The sequence below is a fragment of the Lentzea sp. NPDC055074 genome (assembly GCF_053608005.1).
In genome coordinates, this window is sequence record NZ_JBSGUQ010000021.1 from 68,332 (window position 1) to 84,526 (window position 16,195).

Below are 16,195 nucleotides of genomic sequence, written 5' to 3' on the forward strand. Positions count from 1 at the left end.
GTCGCTGGTCGAGCCCGGAACGCCTCGAGCCGCCGCTGGAAGCCGGTTCGTGGACCGCACCGAGGCTGCCGGACTGCGGGTTCGCCGATGTCGTAGCCTGCACCGTGGGCACGTCGCGGATCTGTCGGTGGTGGTGCGATCCAGTCGGATCATGTTGCGCTGCAGGGCAATCGCCTGGGAACCGTAGCCCTCCTGTCCCGAACTGGAGCCGCGAGGACCGTCGAGGGCGGACGTGGGGCAGCACCGCCACGCCGGGCACGCCGGGCACGTCCGGCACGCCGGGCACGTCCGGCACGCCGAGCACGCCGAGCACGCCGAGCACGCCGAGCACGCCGAGCACGGATCATGTTGCGCTGCAGGGCAATCGCCTGAGAAACGTAGCCCTCCTGTCCCGAACTGGAGCCGCGAAGACCATCGAGAGCGGACGTGGGGCAGCACCGCCACGCCGGGCACGCCGGGCACGCCGGGGCGGATCGTGTTGCGCCGCAGCGTCAGCGCTTGATGCGCGGTAACACCGCCGTCGCCTCCGGGTCCCCCTTCGACCGCTGCCGCAGGCGCGTCACCACGAACAGCACCACCGCCGCGGCGACGGCGACCAGCACCAGCTTCTGGAAGACGCCCGCGTAGGACTCCACCCGGTGCCAGTTCTCGCCCAGCAGGTATCCGGCGCTCACGAACACCGTGTTCCAGACAAGGCTGCCCAAGGTGGTGAGCACGAGGAATTTCGGGAAGTTCATGCGTTCCACGCCCGCCGGCAATGAGATGAAGCTGCGGAACAACGGCACCATTCGCCCGAAGAACACCGCTTTGGTGCCGTGGCGGGTGAACCAGGCCTCGGTTTTGTCGAAGTCCGTCACGCGGACCAGCGGGATGCGGGCCACGAGGGCCCGGGTCCTTTCCCTGCCCAGCAGCATGCCCGCGAGGTAGACGACGACGGCTCCCGCCACCGAGCCCAGCGTGGTCCAGAACAGGGCCGCGGGCAGGCTGAACACGCCCTTGCTCGCGGAGAAGCCGGCCAGGGGCAGCACCAGTTCGCTCGGGATGGGCGGGAACAGGTTGTCGAGGCCCACGACCACGGCCGCGCCCACGCCTCCCAGTGACTCCATCAGCGACACGGCCCATTCAGCCAGCATTGGATTTCCCCTCGGGTGAAACGTGTGGAATCGGTCGGGGTCCACGTTAGGAATGGGGAAACGGCGGGACCATGAGGTTGTCCGTCGGGAATCGTGGGGGAAACCGCAGGGCGATACTGTGGTAAACCGCAATGCCCTGGACGAGGTGGGTCAGTACGGTGGCGAACGTGCATCAGGTGGAGCGGCTCGGCGCGGGTTCGCTGGTGCTCGGCTGGTTCCGGATGCTCGTGGGTCTCACGCTCGGGTCGGTGACGGGGCTGGCCGGGCTCGTCGCCTCGGCGGCCGACGTGTTCGTGATCGAGCTGACCGAGTACGAGCTGGGCAGGATCGAGCGGTTCGATCAGGCCGTGCACACGAACCCGCTGACGCGCAAGGGATGTCGGCGCTACCTCGCGGTGCGGTGGCTGGTCGGCGCGCTCGGCGCCGGAGTGATCTGGATGCTGGCGTTCTGGTACGTCGTCGCGCTGTCGATGGTGACGGCGTGGCTGTTCGACGGCGAGTGGGGGTTCATCGAGGAGGAAGGCGTCGTCACCCTCGGGCTGATCGGGATCGTGGCGATTCCGGGGCTGCTGGTCATCTTCGTGACGACGGCCGGTGTCGTGGGCGTGACGGTGCTCGACCGGTGGCTCGCCACCGCGATGCTCGGCACGAGCCAGCAGGCGTTGCTGCGCGAGCGGGTCGCGGAACTGACCAGCACGCGGGCCGAGGTGATCGAGGCGATCGACGACGAACGGCGGCGCATCGAGCGCGACCTGCACGACGGCGTCCAGCAACGGCTCGTGGCGCTCGGCATGTTGATCGGGCGCGCCAAGCGGGCCAGGGGCGAGGAGCAGTTGCAGGAGTTGTTGCAGCAGGCGCAGGCCACCGCGGGTGAGGCCATCGACGAGCTGCGGGAGGTCGCTACGCGCGTCTACCCGGCCGTGCTGGACGACTCGGGGCTGGACACGGCGCTCGAGGTGCTGGCGGAACGGGCGAGCGTGCGCGTCGCCATCAGCAACGGGTTGACGGAGTCGCCGGGCACCGCACTGGAGACGGTCATCTACTTCGTGACGTCCGAGGCGGTCACCAACGCCGCCAAGCACGCGGACCCGTCGATGGTCGAGATCCGCGTGGGGCCCGACGACGAGGGCGGCATCACGGTCGTGGTGCGCGACGACGGCGTCGGCGGCGCGGACCCCACCGGCACCGGCCTGTCCGGGCTGGCGAGGCGGGTCAAGGCGGTGGACGGCGAGTTCGCCGTCACCAGTCCGCCCGGCGGCCCCACGACGGTCTACGCGAGGGTGCCGTGCGCGTGATCCTCGCCGAGGACTCGACGCTGCTGCGCGAGGGCCTCATCCGGTTGCTCGCCGAGGAGGGTCACGACGTCGTGGCCGCCGTCGGCACCGCACCGGAGCTGCTGAAAGTCACCGAAGAACATCTGCCGGACATCGTGGTCACCGACGTCCGGATGCCGCCCGACCACAAGGACGACGGCATGCGCGCCGCGCTCGAGATCCGCGAGCGGTGGCCGGAGGTCGCCGTGCTCGTGCTCTCGCAGTACATCGAGAACCGCTACGCCACCGAGCTCATCACGAGCACCGGCGGCAAGGTCGGCTACCTGCTCAAGGACCGGGTGGCGCAGGTCGACGAGTTCCTGGAGGCGCTCGACAGGGTCGCGGCGGGCGGCGCGGCGTTCGACCCCGAGGTCGTGCGCAGGCTGCTGACCAGGACGACCCACGTGAACCCGATCGAGACGCTGACCGCGAGGGAGAAGGAGGTCCTCGAACTGATGGCCCAAGGCCTCACCAACGCCCGCATCTCCGCGCAGCTGCACATCTCGCAGAGCGCCGCGGAGAAGCACATCAACGCGATCTTCGACAAGCTCGGCCTCTCCGGCTCGTCCGGCCTGAGCCGCCGCGTGATGGCCGTCGTCCGCTACCTGGGCAGCTGATGGCCGTCGAGGAGCTGGCCAGGACGCCGGGCGCGAGGCTGGAGCACGGCACGTTCAACGACGCCGTCGTGCTGCCGGACCAGTGGGTGGCGCGGTTTCCCCGCCGTGACCTGGCCGAGGCCAGGCGCCGCACGAACGCGCTGAGGCTCATCTCGCGGCTGGGCCTGCCGTTCGCCGTGCCGGAGGTCCTCGAAGACCGGCTGGACCTCCCGCTCGGCCAGGCCCACGTCGTCCTCTCGTACGTACCGGGAGAGCAGGCCGACACGGCGACGGACGAGGCGGTCCGCGAGGTGCTCGACGCCCTCGCCGCGGTCGAGCCGAGCGCCGAACTCGTTGCGCTGCTGGACGAACCGCTGCACCACGCGGGCGGCAGGCACACGGTGGAGGCCATCACCGAGCTGGTGTTCCCGCTGCTCGACGCCGACGAACGCGGGCAGGCCGAGGAGGTCCTGCGCAGGTTCGCCGACCTGCCGAGCGTGACGGGCTTCGTGCACGGCGACCTGGCTCCGGTGAACCTGCGCTGGCTCAACGGGAAAGTCACCGGGATCATCGACTGGGACTTCGCCTGCGCGGGCGACCCGGCCCTCGACGCGGCCGCGTTCGCGAACTACGGCTGGCCCCTGGTCAAGCGGGTCAGGCCGCACCTCTACGACCGGGCACGCGCGCACGCCGCGATGTTCCCGCTGACCGGCGCGGTGTCCGCGATCCGCGGCCGGAGCGACCCGGCGAGGTTCCTCGCCTGGTTCCGCCGCCGCTGCGCGGTCCGCGAACACCCACCGGCCAGCTGACGGCACCCAGCCACGAAGCTGGCCGGCGTCGGGCTGGGCCTCACCGCGGCGAAGACCACCCGGGCCACCGGTGTGCTCACCGTCACAGGCATCAAGGCCACGCTCACGAACTCGGAGGCGTTCGCCGGGTCCTACGGGGCCGGGGGACGAGTTCGGCGGCCCCACGCTGACACTGATTCGCCCTGCTCAGCGCTGCCTCCTCAACCTGGTCCGGCCGGTCGTGCAGGCCCCGCAGGACCTGGTGCCGCCCCTCGCGTTCCGCCCCGGCGACCGGCCGGCACGGGTGCGTCCCCGTTGATGACTTCGACGGCGGGTTTCGTGCTCCTGGTCAGCGGTTTCGCACTGCTGCGGGCAACCAGGCTCCGGACTTCACCCGGTCGGAGGAGTTGATCACTATGATGGGTGAGTGCCCCTGAGGAGTCGACGTCTCGCGTTACTCGCTGCGCTCGCGCTGCTCAGTGCGGTCACTGCGTGCACCAACGCGGCGGTCGGCGACCCGGTCGGAGCAGAGCTCGAGCTGCAGGACCCCTCGTCGACGAAGAAGCCAGCGCAGGCGGCACCGCCCAGGAACAAGATCAGGCTCACGCTCGAGAACGGCCGCCAAAGCGGTGGCACGGTCATCGCGGGCGCCGCGGACGCGCCGTACAACTACGCGCCTGCCGTGATGCTCGACAAGGGCCGTGTGCGCGCGTGGTGGTGCAGCCAGCTCAGCGCCGCGCCGCCCGGCGGGGACGACGTCCTCTACAGCGACGGCCCGACCGTCGGCGGACCGTTCTCGACGGCGGTCCCGGTGTTCTCCGGCAGCGGCGGCAGCTTCGACGCGATGCACACGTGCGACCCGTCGCTGATCAAGATCGGCGACACCTATTACATGTATTACACGGGCGCGTCGCGGGACGACCACGCGAACGGCAGCTCGGTCGGCGTCGCGTCCAGCAAGGACGGCATCACGTGGACGCGGGAGGCCGGCGGTCAGTCGATCGTCGGCCCGGCCGGGGACAACATCCGCGAGAACATCTACGGCGCGGGCCAGCAGTCGGCGATCTACCTCGACGGCTGGGTGTACCTGATGTTCACGGACACCACCGGCCTCGCCTCGCACCAGAACGGCGCGGGCCAGTACGTGCTCCGCGCGAAGGACCCGACGTTCTCCAGGGGTGTCGAGTCGCTCGGCCCGCAGGGCTTCAAGCCGGCGACGTCGAACAACCAGCCGCGCACCCGCTCGGTCGTCGAGGCGTTCAGCGCGGACTGGATGTGGATCGAGGCGGTGTCCTCGTTCGCCATCGCCCACGAGACCGACGACGGCACCACCATCACGTTCTGGAACAAGGACTTCACCCGCCACCCGTTCGAGCCCCTGGTTATCCCCGGTCCCTGGAAGGAAGGCCCCGGCCTGCTGCGCACGCCGGAGGGCCACGCGCCGATCGACGCCAAGGACCCGTGCGGACGGGTGGCGCTCGACGTGCTGCGCGGCACCGTCGAGGGCCCGTTCGGTCCGACGAACATCTCCCACTTCGGCCTCGACGCGGTCGGCCTCAAGGGCTGCACCACCGCGAACGAGGCCAAGGCGCTCAACGGCTTCGCGGTGCCCTCCCCGGAACGCACGCTCGACGTCGTCCTGGGCGGCAACGTGATGCGCTTCGAACGCCGCTCGGTGGCGGAGCAGTTCGCCAAGGGCGTGCTCGGTGCCCGGCCGCAGGGCGTCGACGCGCTGAAGGTCGCGTTCAACGTCCCGGCCGGCGCGCCCGCCGTGGCCACCCCGTCGGGCCAGGTGGGGCTGCTGCTCGAAGGCAAGCTGTGGGTGGTCGGGTCCCCCGAGATCGCCACGCTGAACTCGTCCACCATCACCCAGGTCACCGAAGCGCAGTGGGCCAAGTACGAGCGTCTGCCGGACCTCGCCCGGCGCTGACCGGAAACGTTCTCCCCGTGGGGCCGGTCCGTCGAAACCGGTGTCCCGTTCGACGTGAGGGCATGACGAACACGACGATCGAGACCCGCGACCTCGCGGAGAACCCGGCCTGCACGGTGTCGGTGCGGCCGACCGGGATGGACCTCGTGCTGGAGGGCGACGCGCACCGGGTCACTGAAGAGTCCACTTTGGACCGGTTGGCCGCGCGGTACCGGCAGTCGGGCCGGCCCGCCGAACGCGAGGGCGCGGCGTTCACCGCGCCCTGCACCGCGCCGAGTGGAGGTCCGGCACCCTGGAACGTCTACCGGATCTCGTTGCACGCGGCCCACGCCGTGGCGATGGCGGGACCGGGCGGGGCTACGCGCTGGACGTTCGCCTGACGAAGTCCCGGAACGATCCCGCGGGCCTGCCCGTCACGTCCTGAACGGTCGTGGTGACCCGATCCTCCGCGCCACCGCGGATGTCCTCGTCGAGCCCGGCCAGGAGAGCGGCGAACTCACGGGGCATCGTGGCGGCGAAGCGTTCGGTCATCTCGGCGGTGCCGACCGAACGGTGCCGCACGGGCTTTCCGGTGACCTCGGTGATGATCGCGGCGGCATCGGCGTAGCTCAACGCCTCCGGGCCCGTGATCAGGTGATCGGTGTTGTGCGGCACCGGGTCCGTCAGGGCGCGTGCGGCCACCGCGGCGATGTCGGCGGCGTCGACGAACCCGACCCGGCCGGCGCCGGTGGCCGTCACGATCTCACCCGCGCGCACACCGGCCGCGAGCTGGTGCTCACCGGTGAAGTTCTGCATGAACCACGACGGCCGCAGCACCGCCCACTCCGGCAACGCGCGCACGAGTGCGGGGAGAGCGCCCATCCCCGTGGCGCTCTCCGGCACCGCGGACGAGCTCAGCAGTACCACTCGCCGCACGAGCCGCGCTCGAGCGAGCAGCGACTCGACCACCGGAACGGGGTCGACGACCCCGATCGGGGGGATCAGGTAGACGTTTCTTATCCCGTCCAGCGCGGTCTCAAACGTCGCGGGTACGTCCCAGTCGAACCGGACGTGGTTGTCCCGCAGAGGTTTCCTGGTGCCGACGCGGGCGTCGGGCAGCAGCGAGGCGAGGCGGCTGCCGGTCGTGCCGGTGCCGCCGATGATCAACGTGGTCACGCGATCTCCTGTGCCAGCAGCGGGTTCCAGTAGTCGCGGTAGTGCACGATCTCGCCGTCGCGGGTCGTGATCACCGCGATGTACGAGGCCCGGTACGGCTTGCCGGTCGCGACGACCACACCCTCGGCGTCGAACTCGGCGATCAGCACGTCCGGGTCTGCCGTCCGGTGCACGACCTGCTTCGGGAAGCCCTGGATGTCGAGCATCTCCGGGTAGCCGCGCAGGTAGTCCTCGATGGCGGCCCGGCCTTCCACCCTGGCGGGCCAGCCGGGAGGTGCGAACGGGAACTCCATCACGCCGTCCTCGGCCCACAGGCCCGCGAAACCGATCATGTCCTTGTCGAGCAGCAGCCGCAGCGCCTTCGGGATGAGATCCACGGAAAGCCTTCCGAAAGAAATGGACGAGACGGTCCCGTCCCGTCCACAACGTTAGGCGGGACGGGACCGTCTCGTCCAGTCCTATGATGTGCGCCATGACCAAGCGCACCCCGACCGGCGCCGCCGTCCTGCAGCCCCAGGTGACGCAGGCGATCACCGACGCCGTGTTCGACGAGCTCGCCCTGCACGGCTACGGCCGGCTGTCGATGGAGGCGGTGGCCAAGCGCGCGGAGGTCGGCAAGAGCGCCCTGTACCGGCGGTGGCCGTCCAAGCAGGACATGGTGGTCGCGGCGCTGTCGGAGTTCTCCGTGCCGCTGGCCGAGGTGCCGGACACCGGGTCGTTGCGCGGCGACCTGCTGGCCACGGTCACGGCCGTGCACGACTGGCTGACGCACCCCCGGTTCGCGACGATCCTGCCCGACCTCACCGCCGAGGCCGTGCGCAACCCGGCGCTGTCCGACGCGATCGCGGCGACGATCGGCGAACCCCGGCGCGCACTGGGCGCGGTGACGTTGCGGCGGGCCGTCGACCGGGGCGAGCTACCCGCGGACCTCGACTTCGAGATCGCGCTGGACCTGGTGGCGGCCCCGGTCTACTGGCGGTTGTCGGTGCGCCGCGCCGAGATCGGTCCCGGCTACCTCGAACGGCTCGTCGAGCACCTGCTGCGCGCGCTTCAGTGCTGATAGCTGGGGTAGTCGACGTACCCGTTCGGCGTCTGGAAGTAGGTCGCCTGGTCGGCGCTCGCGAGCGGCAGCCCGAGCCGGAAGCGTTCGACGAGGTCGGGGTTGCCGAGGTAGGCGCGGCCGTAGCTGATCAGGTCGGCGCCGTTCGCGAGCCAGCGCTCCCCCTGTTCGCGGTTGCCCTCGACCGGGCCGATCTGGCCGCCGGGGTTGAGGACGAACGCGGTCGGCCACGCCTTGCGCAGCCCCATCAGCACCTCGTCCTCCACAGTGGCCAGCACGTGGACGTAAGCGATGTCCGGCAACGCTTTGAGCAGTTCGCCGTAGAGCGCGGGCACGTTCTCCTCGACGATGCCCTGGATCTCGCCGCCGGGTGAGAGCCGGATGCCGACGCGGTCCGCGCCGATGGCGTCCGCCGCGGCCTCGACCGCCTCGACGGCGAACCGGATGCGGCCCGTGATCGAGCCGCCGTAGCCGTCGGTGCGCTCGTTCGCGCTGGACGACAGGAACTGCTGGATCAGGTACCCGTTCGCGCCGTGCAGCTCCACGCCGTCGAACCCGGCGTCGACGGCCCGTCGTGCCGCGTCGGCGAACGCCTGGACCTGCTCGGCCACCTCCGCGGTCTCCAGGGCACGCGGGACGGGGGCGGGCGCCATGCCGGACGGCGTGAAGACGTCGGTGCCGGCCGCGATCGCCGACGGACCGACGGGGTGGTGCCCCGCGACCTCGGCGTGCCCGATCCGGCCGCCGTGCATGAGCTGGGCGAAGATGCGGCCGCCGTTGGCGTGCACGGCGTCGGTGACCACGCGCCAGGCCGCGACCTGGTCGTCGGTGTGGACACCGGGCATGAACGGACCGGCCTGGCCGACAGCGTTCGGGTGCACGCCTTCGGTGACGATGAGCCCGGCGGTGGCGCGTTGGGCGTAGTAGGTGGCCGTGGCCTCGGTCGGTTTGCCGTCGACGGCCCGTGCGCGGGTCATCGGCGCCATCACGAGGCGGTTCGGCAGGGTCAGGTTTCCGAGTCGGTAGCTGCTGAGAAGCATGAGAGCTACGCTAAGAACCTGACGTTGACGTCAGAGGTAGCTTTTGTGGCGGAGGTCTCATGCGCATCGGTGAGCTGGCGGAACGCACGGGCGTGAGCGTGCGCGCGTTGCGCTACTACGAGGAGCAGCGCCTTCTCACCTCGGAACGCAGCGCGAGCGGGCAGCGGCAGTACGGCGAGAACGCCGTCGCCAGGGTGCGGCTCATTCAGCAGCTCTACGGCGCCGGGATCTCCAGCGCGTCGATTCTGGAGATGCTGCCGTGCGTCGTGACGGGTGTGGCGGCGCCGGAGGTGATGACCAAGCTGCTCGGCCACCGCTCGTCGGTGGTGAAGCAGATCGAAGAGCTGCAGGAGACGCTCCTGCAGCTCGACGAGGTGATCGCGGGTGCCACGGAGGCCTACGCGACCGGGAAACCGTGCCCGCCCCAGTGAGCGGGCACGGCGCGGCACTCAGATCGTGGCGGTGTCGATCACGAACCGGTACCGCACGTCGCTCGACTTCACGCGCTCGTACGCGGTGTTGATCTGGTCGGCGGTGATGAGCTCGATCTCCGAGCCCAGGCCGTGCTCGGCGCAGAAGTCCAGCATCTCCTGGGTCTCGGCGATGCCGCCGATCATCGAACCGGCGAGCGTCTTGCGTCCGCCGAGCAGCCCGAACAGGTTGATCGAGACCGGCTCCTCCGGCGCGCCGACGTTCACCAGGGCGCCGTCGGTCTTGAGCAGACCGAGGTAGGCGGTGAAGTCGAGCGGCGCCGACACCGTGGAGACGATGACGTCGAACTTGCCCGCCAGCTCGGTGAAGGTGGCTGGGTCGCTGGTGGCGCGGTAGTCCTGGGCGCCGAGCTTGAGCCCGTCGTCCTTCTTGCGCAGCGACTGCGACAGCACGGTGACCTCGGCGCCGAGCGCGGCCGCGATCTTGACGCCCATGTGGCCCAGGCCGCCCAGGCCGACGACGGCGACCTTCTTGCCCGGCGCGACGCCCCAGTGCTTGAGCGGCGAGTAGAGCGTGATGCCGGCGCACAGCAGCGGCGCGGCCACGTCGAGCGGCAGCGCGTCCGGGATGCGCACGACGTAGTTCTCGTCGACCACGATCTGCTGCGAGTAGCCGCCGTACGTGACATCACCGCGGCGGTCGACGCCGTTGTAGGTCATGGTGTTGCCGTTGGCGCAGTACTGCTCCAGCCCGCGCAGGCAGAACTCGCACTCGCGGCACGAGTCGACCATGCAGCCGACGCCGACGCGGTCACCAACGGCGTGGCGGGTGACCTCGGAGCCGACCTCGACGACCACACCGGCGATCTCGTGGCCGGGCACCATCGGGAAGATCCCCCGGCCCCAGCCCTCGTCGACCTGGTGGATGTCGGAGTGGCAGATGCCCGCGAACTTGATGTCGATCAGGACGTCGTGCGCGCCGACCGCGCGACGCTCGATGGTGGTGCGCTCCAGCGGTGCCTTGGGTGCGGGAGCGGCGTAGGCAGCGACGGTGCTCATCAGGGTCTCTCCTCGGTTCGTCGTGTCGATGTCGACAGTGCTCCGGTCCGCAGGGGTTACCCAGACACCTGGTTTTCGTACGCCTGCCGTGCCTACCACCAGCAGTAGCAGGCACGACGTGGACGGCGCGGGGATACTCGGGGCATGACCGTCGATCCGCGAACCGAGCTGAGCGACTTCCTGCGCAGCCGCCGCGCACGGCTGTCCCCCGACGACGTGGGTCTGCCCCAGTACGGCCGCACCCGTCGCGTCCCCGGCCTGCGCCGCGAGGAACTGGCCCAGCTCGCAGGCGTCTCCGTGGCGTACTACACGCGCCTGGAGCAGGGCAACGGCCGCAACGTCTCGACGGAGGTCCTGGACGCGATCGCCCGCGCGTTGAGGCTGACCGACGCCGAACGCGACTACCTCGGCAACCTGACCCGCAGCAAGCCGCCGAAGAAGAAGGCCGACCCGCGCGCGATGGTCCGCCCGGCGCTGCGGCACCTGCTCGAGGGCATCGCCGTGCCCGCGTACATCGGCGGCCGGCGCACCGACATCCTCGCGTGGAACCCGATGGCCGCGGCCCTGTTCGGCGACTGGAGCCAGCTGGCGCCGCGCGACCGCAACTGGGCGCGCCTCATCTTCCTGCGGCCCGAGTACCAGGGCCTGTTCGTGAACTGGCAGAACAAGGCCGCCGACATCGTCGCGTTCCTGCGCTCCGACGCCGCCTGCTGCTCGAACGACCCCGAACTGGCCGCGCTGATCGGCGAGCTCTCGCTGAAGAGCGAGCTGTTCCGGCAGCTCTGGGCCGCGCACGAGGTCAAGGAGAAGAGCTTCGGCACGAAGGTGCTCAGGCACCCGCTCGTGGGCGAGCTGACACTCTCGTACGAGACGCTGCGCATGCCGAACGAGCCGGGCATGTTCCTCAGCACCTACCACGCCGAACCGGGCACGCCGTCCGCCGAGGGCCTGCAGCTGCTGGCCAACTGGGGTGCGGACGCGACGCCGTCGGTAACTTCCCAGGCATGACAACACCGCGTCTGGAGATCGAGTACTGCACGCAGTGCCGCTGGCTGCTGCGCGCGAGCTGGACCGCGCAGGAGATGCTGACGACGTTCACCGCCGAACTGGGCGAGGTCGCGCTGATCCCCGGCACCGGAGGCGTGTTCGACGTGCGGCTCGACGGCGAGACCCTGTGGTCGCGGAAGGTTCAGGATGGCTTCCCGGACCTCGCCGTGCTCAAGCAGCTCGTGCGCGACCGGGTGGCACCGGAGCGTTCCCTGGGCCACACCGATCGCAAGAACTCAGATTCCTGACGACAACCGGGCGTTCTCGACGGCCTGCGTGACGGTGCCGCCGACACCGCTGAAGAACACGGTCGGCTTGCTGCAGCTCGCCTTCACCTCATAGCCGCCGGAGATCGCGCGCACGCGGTCGTGCGTGCAGTGCCGGTCCGGCGCCCTCTCCTCGAGCAGCCGGGCCTCGCGCGCCGCGTCCGTCAGCGTGGTGCCGTAGTCGTCGATGAACGCGTCCGGGCTGGAGCGATCTGGCCGCCCACCGTGGCGCGCGTGGTGGTGACAGAGCACGGGCCTGCGGTGCTCGCTGGTCCCACCGCGATCACCCGACACCATTGTGGACAGTGGGGAACCATTCGCCATCGAACCATCGTCTCGAACGGTGGAGTTCCGTTGGTGTTCAAGGCGGTTCTGGTAGACCTCTGCGGCTGTCCACCAGGCGCACCACTCCAGTGGGTTTCGAGCCGTCACTCATACGTTCTTCAACTAACCAAGAACGCGCTCGCACGCACTCATGCCCGCTGACCGCTTGGGGGATTTCTGAGATGTCGCACGAAGCTGAAGTGGACGGCGGCTGCCTTCCCGACCTGCTGCGCAAGCAGGTCGAGGAACACCCCGATCGCACGGCCGTCGTCTTCGGTGAAGAGAGCATCACCTACGGCGAGCTCTTCGAGCAGAGCTCCGCGCTGGCCACGCACCTGAGACGACTCGGCATCAGCGAGGACGACTGCGTCGGCATGTTCGTGGAACCGTCGCTCGACCTCGTGGTCGGGGCGTGGGGGATCCTGTGCGCCGGCGGTGCCTACCTGCCGCTGAGCCCGGAGTACCCGGAGGAGCGCCTCCGCTACATGATCGAGGACTCGCGCACGAAGGTCGTCGTGACGCAGCCCGCCCTCAAGCAGCGCCTGGCCGAGCTCGCGCCCAGCACGACGCGAATCGTCACCCTCGACGACTGCGACGAGGCGTTCGACGACGGCTTCTCCCCCTCGCACACCAGTCTCGCCTACATCATCTACACCTCGGGCAGCACCGGCCGGCCCAAGGGCGTGATGATCGAGCACCGCAGCATCGTCAACCAGATGCTGTGGCTGCACGACGCGCACGCCATCGACGGCACGAAGCGCGTGGTGCAGAAGACTCCGATGAGCTTCGACGCCGCGCAGTGGGAGATCCTCGCCCCCGCCGTCGGCAGCACCGTGGTGATGGGCCGTCCCGGCATCTACCGCGACCCGGAGATGCTGATCGAGACCATGCGCGAGCAGGGCGTCACGACGTTGCAGTGCGTGCCGACGCTGCTGCAGGCGCTGATCGACACCGAGGAGTTCCACACCGTCACGTCGCTGAAGCAGGTCTTCAGCGGTGGCGAGGCGTTGTCCCGCACGCTCGCCCAGGCGTTCGTCGCGGACATGCCGAACGTCCGGCTCATCAACCTCTACGGCCCCACCGAGACGACGATCAACTCGTCGTCGCACGTGGTCGACCCCGCGGAGCTCGCCGAGGCACCGAAGTCCATCTCGATCGGCCTGCCCGTCGCGCAGACCACGTACCTGGTGCTCGACCAGAACCGCGACATGGTCACGCCCGGCGAGATCGGCGAGCTCTACATCGGCGGCATCCAGGTCGCCCGCGGCTACCTGCACCAGCCGGAGCTGACCGCGGAACGGTTCGTGGACGGCATGTTCCGCACCGGCGACCTCGTGACGCAGAACCTCGACGGCACGGTGCAGTTCGCCGGACGCGCCGACAGCCAGGTCAAGCTGCGCGGCTACCGCGTCGAGCTGGACGAGATCCGGCTCGCGATCGAGACGCACGACTGGGTGCGCAACGCGGCCGTGATCGTCAAGGAGGACGAGCGCACCGGGTTCCAGAACCTGATCGCGTGCGTCGAGCTGAACCCCAAGGAAGCCGCCCTGATGGACCAGGGCAACTCCGGCTCGCACCACCAGTCGAAGTCGAGCCGCCTGCAGGTCCGCGCGCAGCTGTCGAACCCCGGCGTGCGCGACGACCTCGGCGGCAGGCAGAGCTTCGAGCTGCCCGGCGAGGAGGCGAGCTGCCTGCAGCGCAAGGTCGTCTTCAGCCGCAAGTCCTACCGCTTCTACGAGGGCGGCCAGGTCACCGACGCGGACCTCCGGCGGTTGCTGGAGCGCAAGCCGATCGGGGCCGGCTCCAAGGACCCGAAGACCATCCACGTCTCCGAGCTGGGCGAGATCCTGCGCTACTTCGGCGCGCACTTCAGCGACCAGCGGCTGCTGCCGAAGTACGGCTACGCGTCACCGGGTTCGCTCTACGCGACCCAGCTCCACCTGGAGCTGCACCACATCGCGGGCCTGCCGGCCGGGCTGTACTACTACCACCCGCTGCGCCACCAGCTCGTGCTGATCTCGGCGCTGCCGGAGAGCTTCGAGGCCAAGGCGAAGCTGCACTTCATCGGACGCAAGGCCGCGATCGAGTCGGTGTACCTCAACAACATCCAGGAGGTCCTGGAGATCGAGACCGGCCACATGGTCGGGCTCTTCGAGGAGGTCCTGCCGGGCTACGGCCTCGACATCACGGCCGCCGAGCACACGCCGGAGACCAAGGAGCAGCTCGACGTCGCCGACGAGGACTACTACCTCGGCACGTTCGAACTGTGCGCCTACACCGGGATCCGCGAGGACGACGTCGACGTCTACGTCCAGACGCACCCCGGCCGCGTCGCGAACCTGCCCGGCGGCCAGTACCGGTACGCGGACGGCGAGTTCGAGCGCGTGTCCGACGAACTGGTGCTGCGCAAGCACGTCATCGCCATCAACCAGGCGGTCTACGAGCGGGCGAGCTTCGGCGTCACCGCCGTCAGCCGGTCCACCGAGGACTGGCGGCGCTACGTCGACCTCGGCCGGACCATGCACCGGTTGTCCGCCAACGACGTCGACCTCGGCTTCATGTCGTCGGGCTACAGCTCGAAGTCGGACAACGACCTGCCGTCGGCCAAGCGCATCAACGGCATCCTGAACGACATCGGCGAGGACAGCGGCCCGTCGTACTTCTTCCTGGGCGGCAAGGTCTCCTACGAGCAGCGCCGCAGCCCCGGCATGAAGGAGGACGTCGTCCACATGAAGGGCCCGGCCGAGCTCATCCGGGACGACCTGGTGAACTTCCTGCCGGACTACATGATCCCCAACAAGGTCGTGGTCCTCGACAGGCTGCCGCTCTCCGCGAACGGCAAGATCGACGTCAAGGCCCTGGAGGCGTCGGACAAGACCAACGTCGACGACCAGGACCGCCCGTTCGTCGCGCCGCGCACCCTCACCGAGCGCCGCATCAGCGAGATGTGGAAGAAGCTGATGAAGCGCGAGACCGTCTCGACGCACGACGACTTCTTCGAGACCGGCGGCAACTCGCTGATCGCGGTCGGCCTGGTCAACCGGATCAACAAGGACTTCGGCACCAGCCTGCCGTTGCAGGTCCTCTTCGAGTCGCCGACCATCGAACAGCTCTCGCGGCGGGTCGACGGCCTGCACGAGGGACCGATCTCCCGGCTGGTCCCGTTGCAGCCGGGCGGGGACGCGGTGCCGGTGTTCTGCTGGCCCGGTCTCGGCGGCTACCCGATGAACCTGCGCACGCTCGCAAGCCGTTCGGAGCGCCCGTTCTACGGCGTGCAGGCGCACGGCATCAACGAGGGCGAGACGCCGTACGGCACGATCCGCGAGATGGCCGCCGCCGACATCAAGGCGATCAAGGAGGTCCAGCCGGAGGGCCCGTACACGTTGTGGGGCTACTCCTTCGGCGCGCGGGTCGCGTTCGAGACGGCCTATCAGCTGGAGCAGGCGGGCGAACAGGTCGCGAACCTCTACCTGATCGCGCCGGGATCACCGAAGGTGCGGTCGGAACGGGACAGCGACGAGGCCTCCTACTCCAACAGCGCGTTCGTCACGATCCTCTTCTCCGTGTTCGCGGGCAGCATCACCGACGCGCGGCTCGCGAAGTGCCTGGAGGTCGCGAAGGACGAGGACAGCTTCGCGGCGTTCGTCAGCGCCGAGTTCCGCGACCTCGACAGCGAGCTCGTGCGGCGGATCATCAAGATCGTCACCGAGACGTTCTCCTTCAAGTACACCTTCAGCGAACTGGCCGAGCGCACCATCACCGCGCCGCTCACGATCTTCAAGGCGCAGGGCGACGACTACTCGTTCATCGAGGGCAGCGAGGGCTTCTCGGTCACCGACCCGACCGTCATCGAGCTGCGGGCCGACCACTACAGCCTGCTGCGCGAGCCCGACATCGACGAGCTGCTGGCGTCGATGGAGCAGACCGCGGCCGTGCAGCAGGAGATCGCCCAGGTGCCGGTGCTGCTGTCCGACGCGCAGATGGCCGAGCTCATCGCGGCCGTCACCAAGGCCGTCACCCTCGCCATCGCGGGAGACCGGTCATGAGGAGGAC

At 69.5% G+C, this 16,195-nt stretch carries 16 protein-coding genes; 10 read left to right on the forward strand and 6 right to left on the reverse strand.

All coding sequences use genetic code 11. The features are described 5' to 3' along the window. Positions 1-491: 491 nt before the first annotated feature. Positions 492-1,133: a DedA family protein gene (locus ACWF7A_RS35875; RefSeq protein WP_452254948.1), complete on the reverse strand. Its 642-nt coding sequence runs from the start codon at positions 1,131-1,133 to the stop codon at positions 492-494. Between the two features lie 167 nt (positions 1,134-1,300). Here ACWF7A_RS35875 and ACWF7A_RS35880 point away from each other — a divergent pair, with 167 nt between their 5' ends. From ACWF7A_RS35880 to ACWF7A_RS35900, 5 genes are all read left to right on the forward strand, one after another. After that, positions 1,301-2,428: a sensor histidine kinase gene (locus ACWF7A_RS35880; protein ID WP_452254949.1), complete on the forward strand. Its 1,128-nt coding sequence runs from the start codon at positions 1,301-1,303 to the stop codon at positions 2,426-2,428. Then, positions 2,419-3,063 carry a response regulator transcription factor gene (locus tag ACWF7A_RS35885; protein ID WP_452254950.1) on the forward strand — a complete coding sequence of 215 codons (645 nt, stop codon included), beginning with the start codon at positions 2,419-2,421 and terminating at the stop codon, positions 3,061-3,063. The genes ACWF7A_RS35880 and ACWF7A_RS35885 overlap by 10 nt, the downstream gene beginning before the upstream one ends. Continuing rightward, positions 3,063-3,851 carry a phosphotransferase gene (locus ACWF7A_RS35890; protein WP_452254951.1) on the forward strand — a complete coding sequence of 263 codons (789 nt, stop codon included), beginning with the start codon at positions 3,063-3,065 and terminating at the stop codon, positions 3,849-3,851. The genes ACWF7A_RS35885 and ACWF7A_RS35890 overlap by 1 nt, the downstream gene beginning before the upstream one ends. 406 nt (positions 3,852-4,257) lie before the next feature. Further along, positions 4,258-5,760 (forward strand): beta-xylosidase, encoded by a 1,503-nt coding sequence (locus ACWF7A_RS35895; protein WP_452254952.1) that lies wholly within the window; start codon positions 4,258-4,260, stop codon positions 5,758-5,760. Between the two features lie 62 nt (positions 5,761-5,822). Continuing rightward, positions 5,823-6,140, forward strand: coding sequence for a pyridoxamine 5'-phosphate oxidase family protein (locus tag ACWF7A_RS35900; RefSeq protein ID WP_452254953.1), 318 nt, complete (start codon positions 5,823-5,825; stop codon positions 6,138-6,140). Here the strand turns inward: ACWF7A_RS35900 and ACWF7A_RS35905 are convergent. Beyond that, positions 6,118-6,915 carry an ergot alkaloid biosynthesis protein gene (locus ACWF7A_RS35905; protein ID WP_452254954.1) on the reverse strand — a complete coding sequence of 266 codons (798 nt, stop codon included), beginning with the start codon at positions 6,913-6,915 and terminating at the stop codon, positions 6,118-6,120. The genes ACWF7A_RS35900 and ACWF7A_RS35905 overlap by 23 nt on opposite strands. Further along, positions 6,912-7,292: a nuclear transport factor 2 family protein gene (locus ACWF7A_RS35910; protein WP_452254955.1), complete on the reverse strand. Its 381-nt coding sequence runs from the start codon at positions 7,290-7,292 to the stop codon at positions 6,912-6,914. Before ACWF7A_RS35910 ends, ACWF7A_RS35905 begins: the two co-directional genes overlap by 4 nt. 95 nt (positions 7,293-7,387) lie before the next feature. On the opposite strand from ACWF7A_RS35910, the gene ACWF7A_RS35915 reads away from it, so the two are divergent. Continuing rightward, the gene (locus ACWF7A_RS35915; RefSeq protein WP_452254956.1) at positions 7,388-7,975 is read left to right on the forward strand and encodes a TetR/AcrR family transcriptional regulator; all 588 of its coding nucleotides are present in this window, start codon (positions 7,388-7,390) and stop codon (positions 7,973-7,975) included. Here the strand turns inward: ACWF7A_RS35915 and ACWF7A_RS35920 are convergent. Continuing rightward, positions 7,966-9,015, reverse strand: coding sequence for an alkene reductase (locus ACWF7A_RS35920; RefSeq protein WP_452254957.1), 1,050 nt, complete (start codon positions 9,013-9,015; stop codon positions 7,966-7,968). The two genes, ACWF7A_RS35915 and ACWF7A_RS35920, sit on opposite strands and share 10 nt — an antisense overlap. Positions 9,016-9,074: 59 nt before the next feature. Here ACWF7A_RS35920 and ACWF7A_RS35925 point away from each other — a divergent pair, with 59 nt between their 5' ends. Beyond that, positions 9,075-9,446 carry a MerR family transcriptional regulator gene (locus ACWF7A_RS35925; protein ID WP_452254958.1) on the forward strand — a complete coding sequence of 124 codons (372 nt, stop codon included), beginning with the start codon at positions 9,075-9,077 and terminating at the stop codon, positions 9,444-9,446. 18 nt (positions 9,447-9,464) lie between these two features. Here the strand turns inward: ACWF7A_RS35925 and ACWF7A_RS35930 are convergent, their stop codons facing one another. Further along, positions 9,465-10,505: an NAD(P)-dependent alcohol dehydrogenase gene (locus ACWF7A_RS35930; RefSeq protein ID WP_452254959.1), complete on the reverse strand. Its 1,041-nt coding sequence runs from the start codon at positions 10,503-10,505 to the stop codon at positions 9,465-9,467. Positions 10,506-10,649: 144 nt separating this feature from the next. Between ACWF7A_RS35930 and ACWF7A_RS35935 the strand changes: the two genes are divergently transcribed. Both ACWF7A_RS35935 and ACWF7A_RS35940 read left to right on the forward strand, forming a co-directional pair. Continuing rightward, entirely contained in the window at positions 10,650-11,513 is an 864-nt protein-coding gene (locus tag ACWF7A_RS35935) for a helix-turn-helix transcriptional regulator (RefSeq protein WP_452254960.1), read from the forward strand. Next, a complete protein-coding gene (locus ACWF7A_RS35940) occupies positions 11,510-11,800 on the forward strand; it encodes a SelT/SelW/SelH family protein (RefSeq protein ID WP_452254961.1) in 291 nt (96 codons plus the stop codon). Before ACWF7A_RS35935 ends, ACWF7A_RS35940 begins: the two co-directional genes overlap by 4 nt. Here ACWF7A_RS35940 and ACWF7A_RS35945 read toward each other — a convergent pair. Next, positions 11,789-12,142 carry a hypothetical protein gene (locus ACWF7A_RS35945; RefSeq protein WP_452254962.1) on the reverse strand — a complete coding sequence of 118 codons (354 nt, stop codon included), beginning with the start codon at positions 12,140-12,142 and terminating at the stop codon, positions 11,789-11,791. The two genes, ACWF7A_RS35940 and ACWF7A_RS35945, sit on opposite strands and share 12 nt — an antisense overlap. A 182-nt stretch (positions 12,143-12,324) precedes the next feature. On the opposite strand from ACWF7A_RS35945, the gene ACWF7A_RS35950 reads away from it, so the two are divergent. Continuing rightward, positions 12,325-16,188 (forward strand): amino acid adenylation domain-containing protein, encoded by a 3,864-nt coding sequence (locus ACWF7A_RS35950; protein WP_452254963.1) that lies wholly within the window; start codon positions 12,325-12,327, stop codon positions 16,186-16,188. The last annotated feature ends 7 nt before the right edge of the window (positions 16,189-16,195 follow it).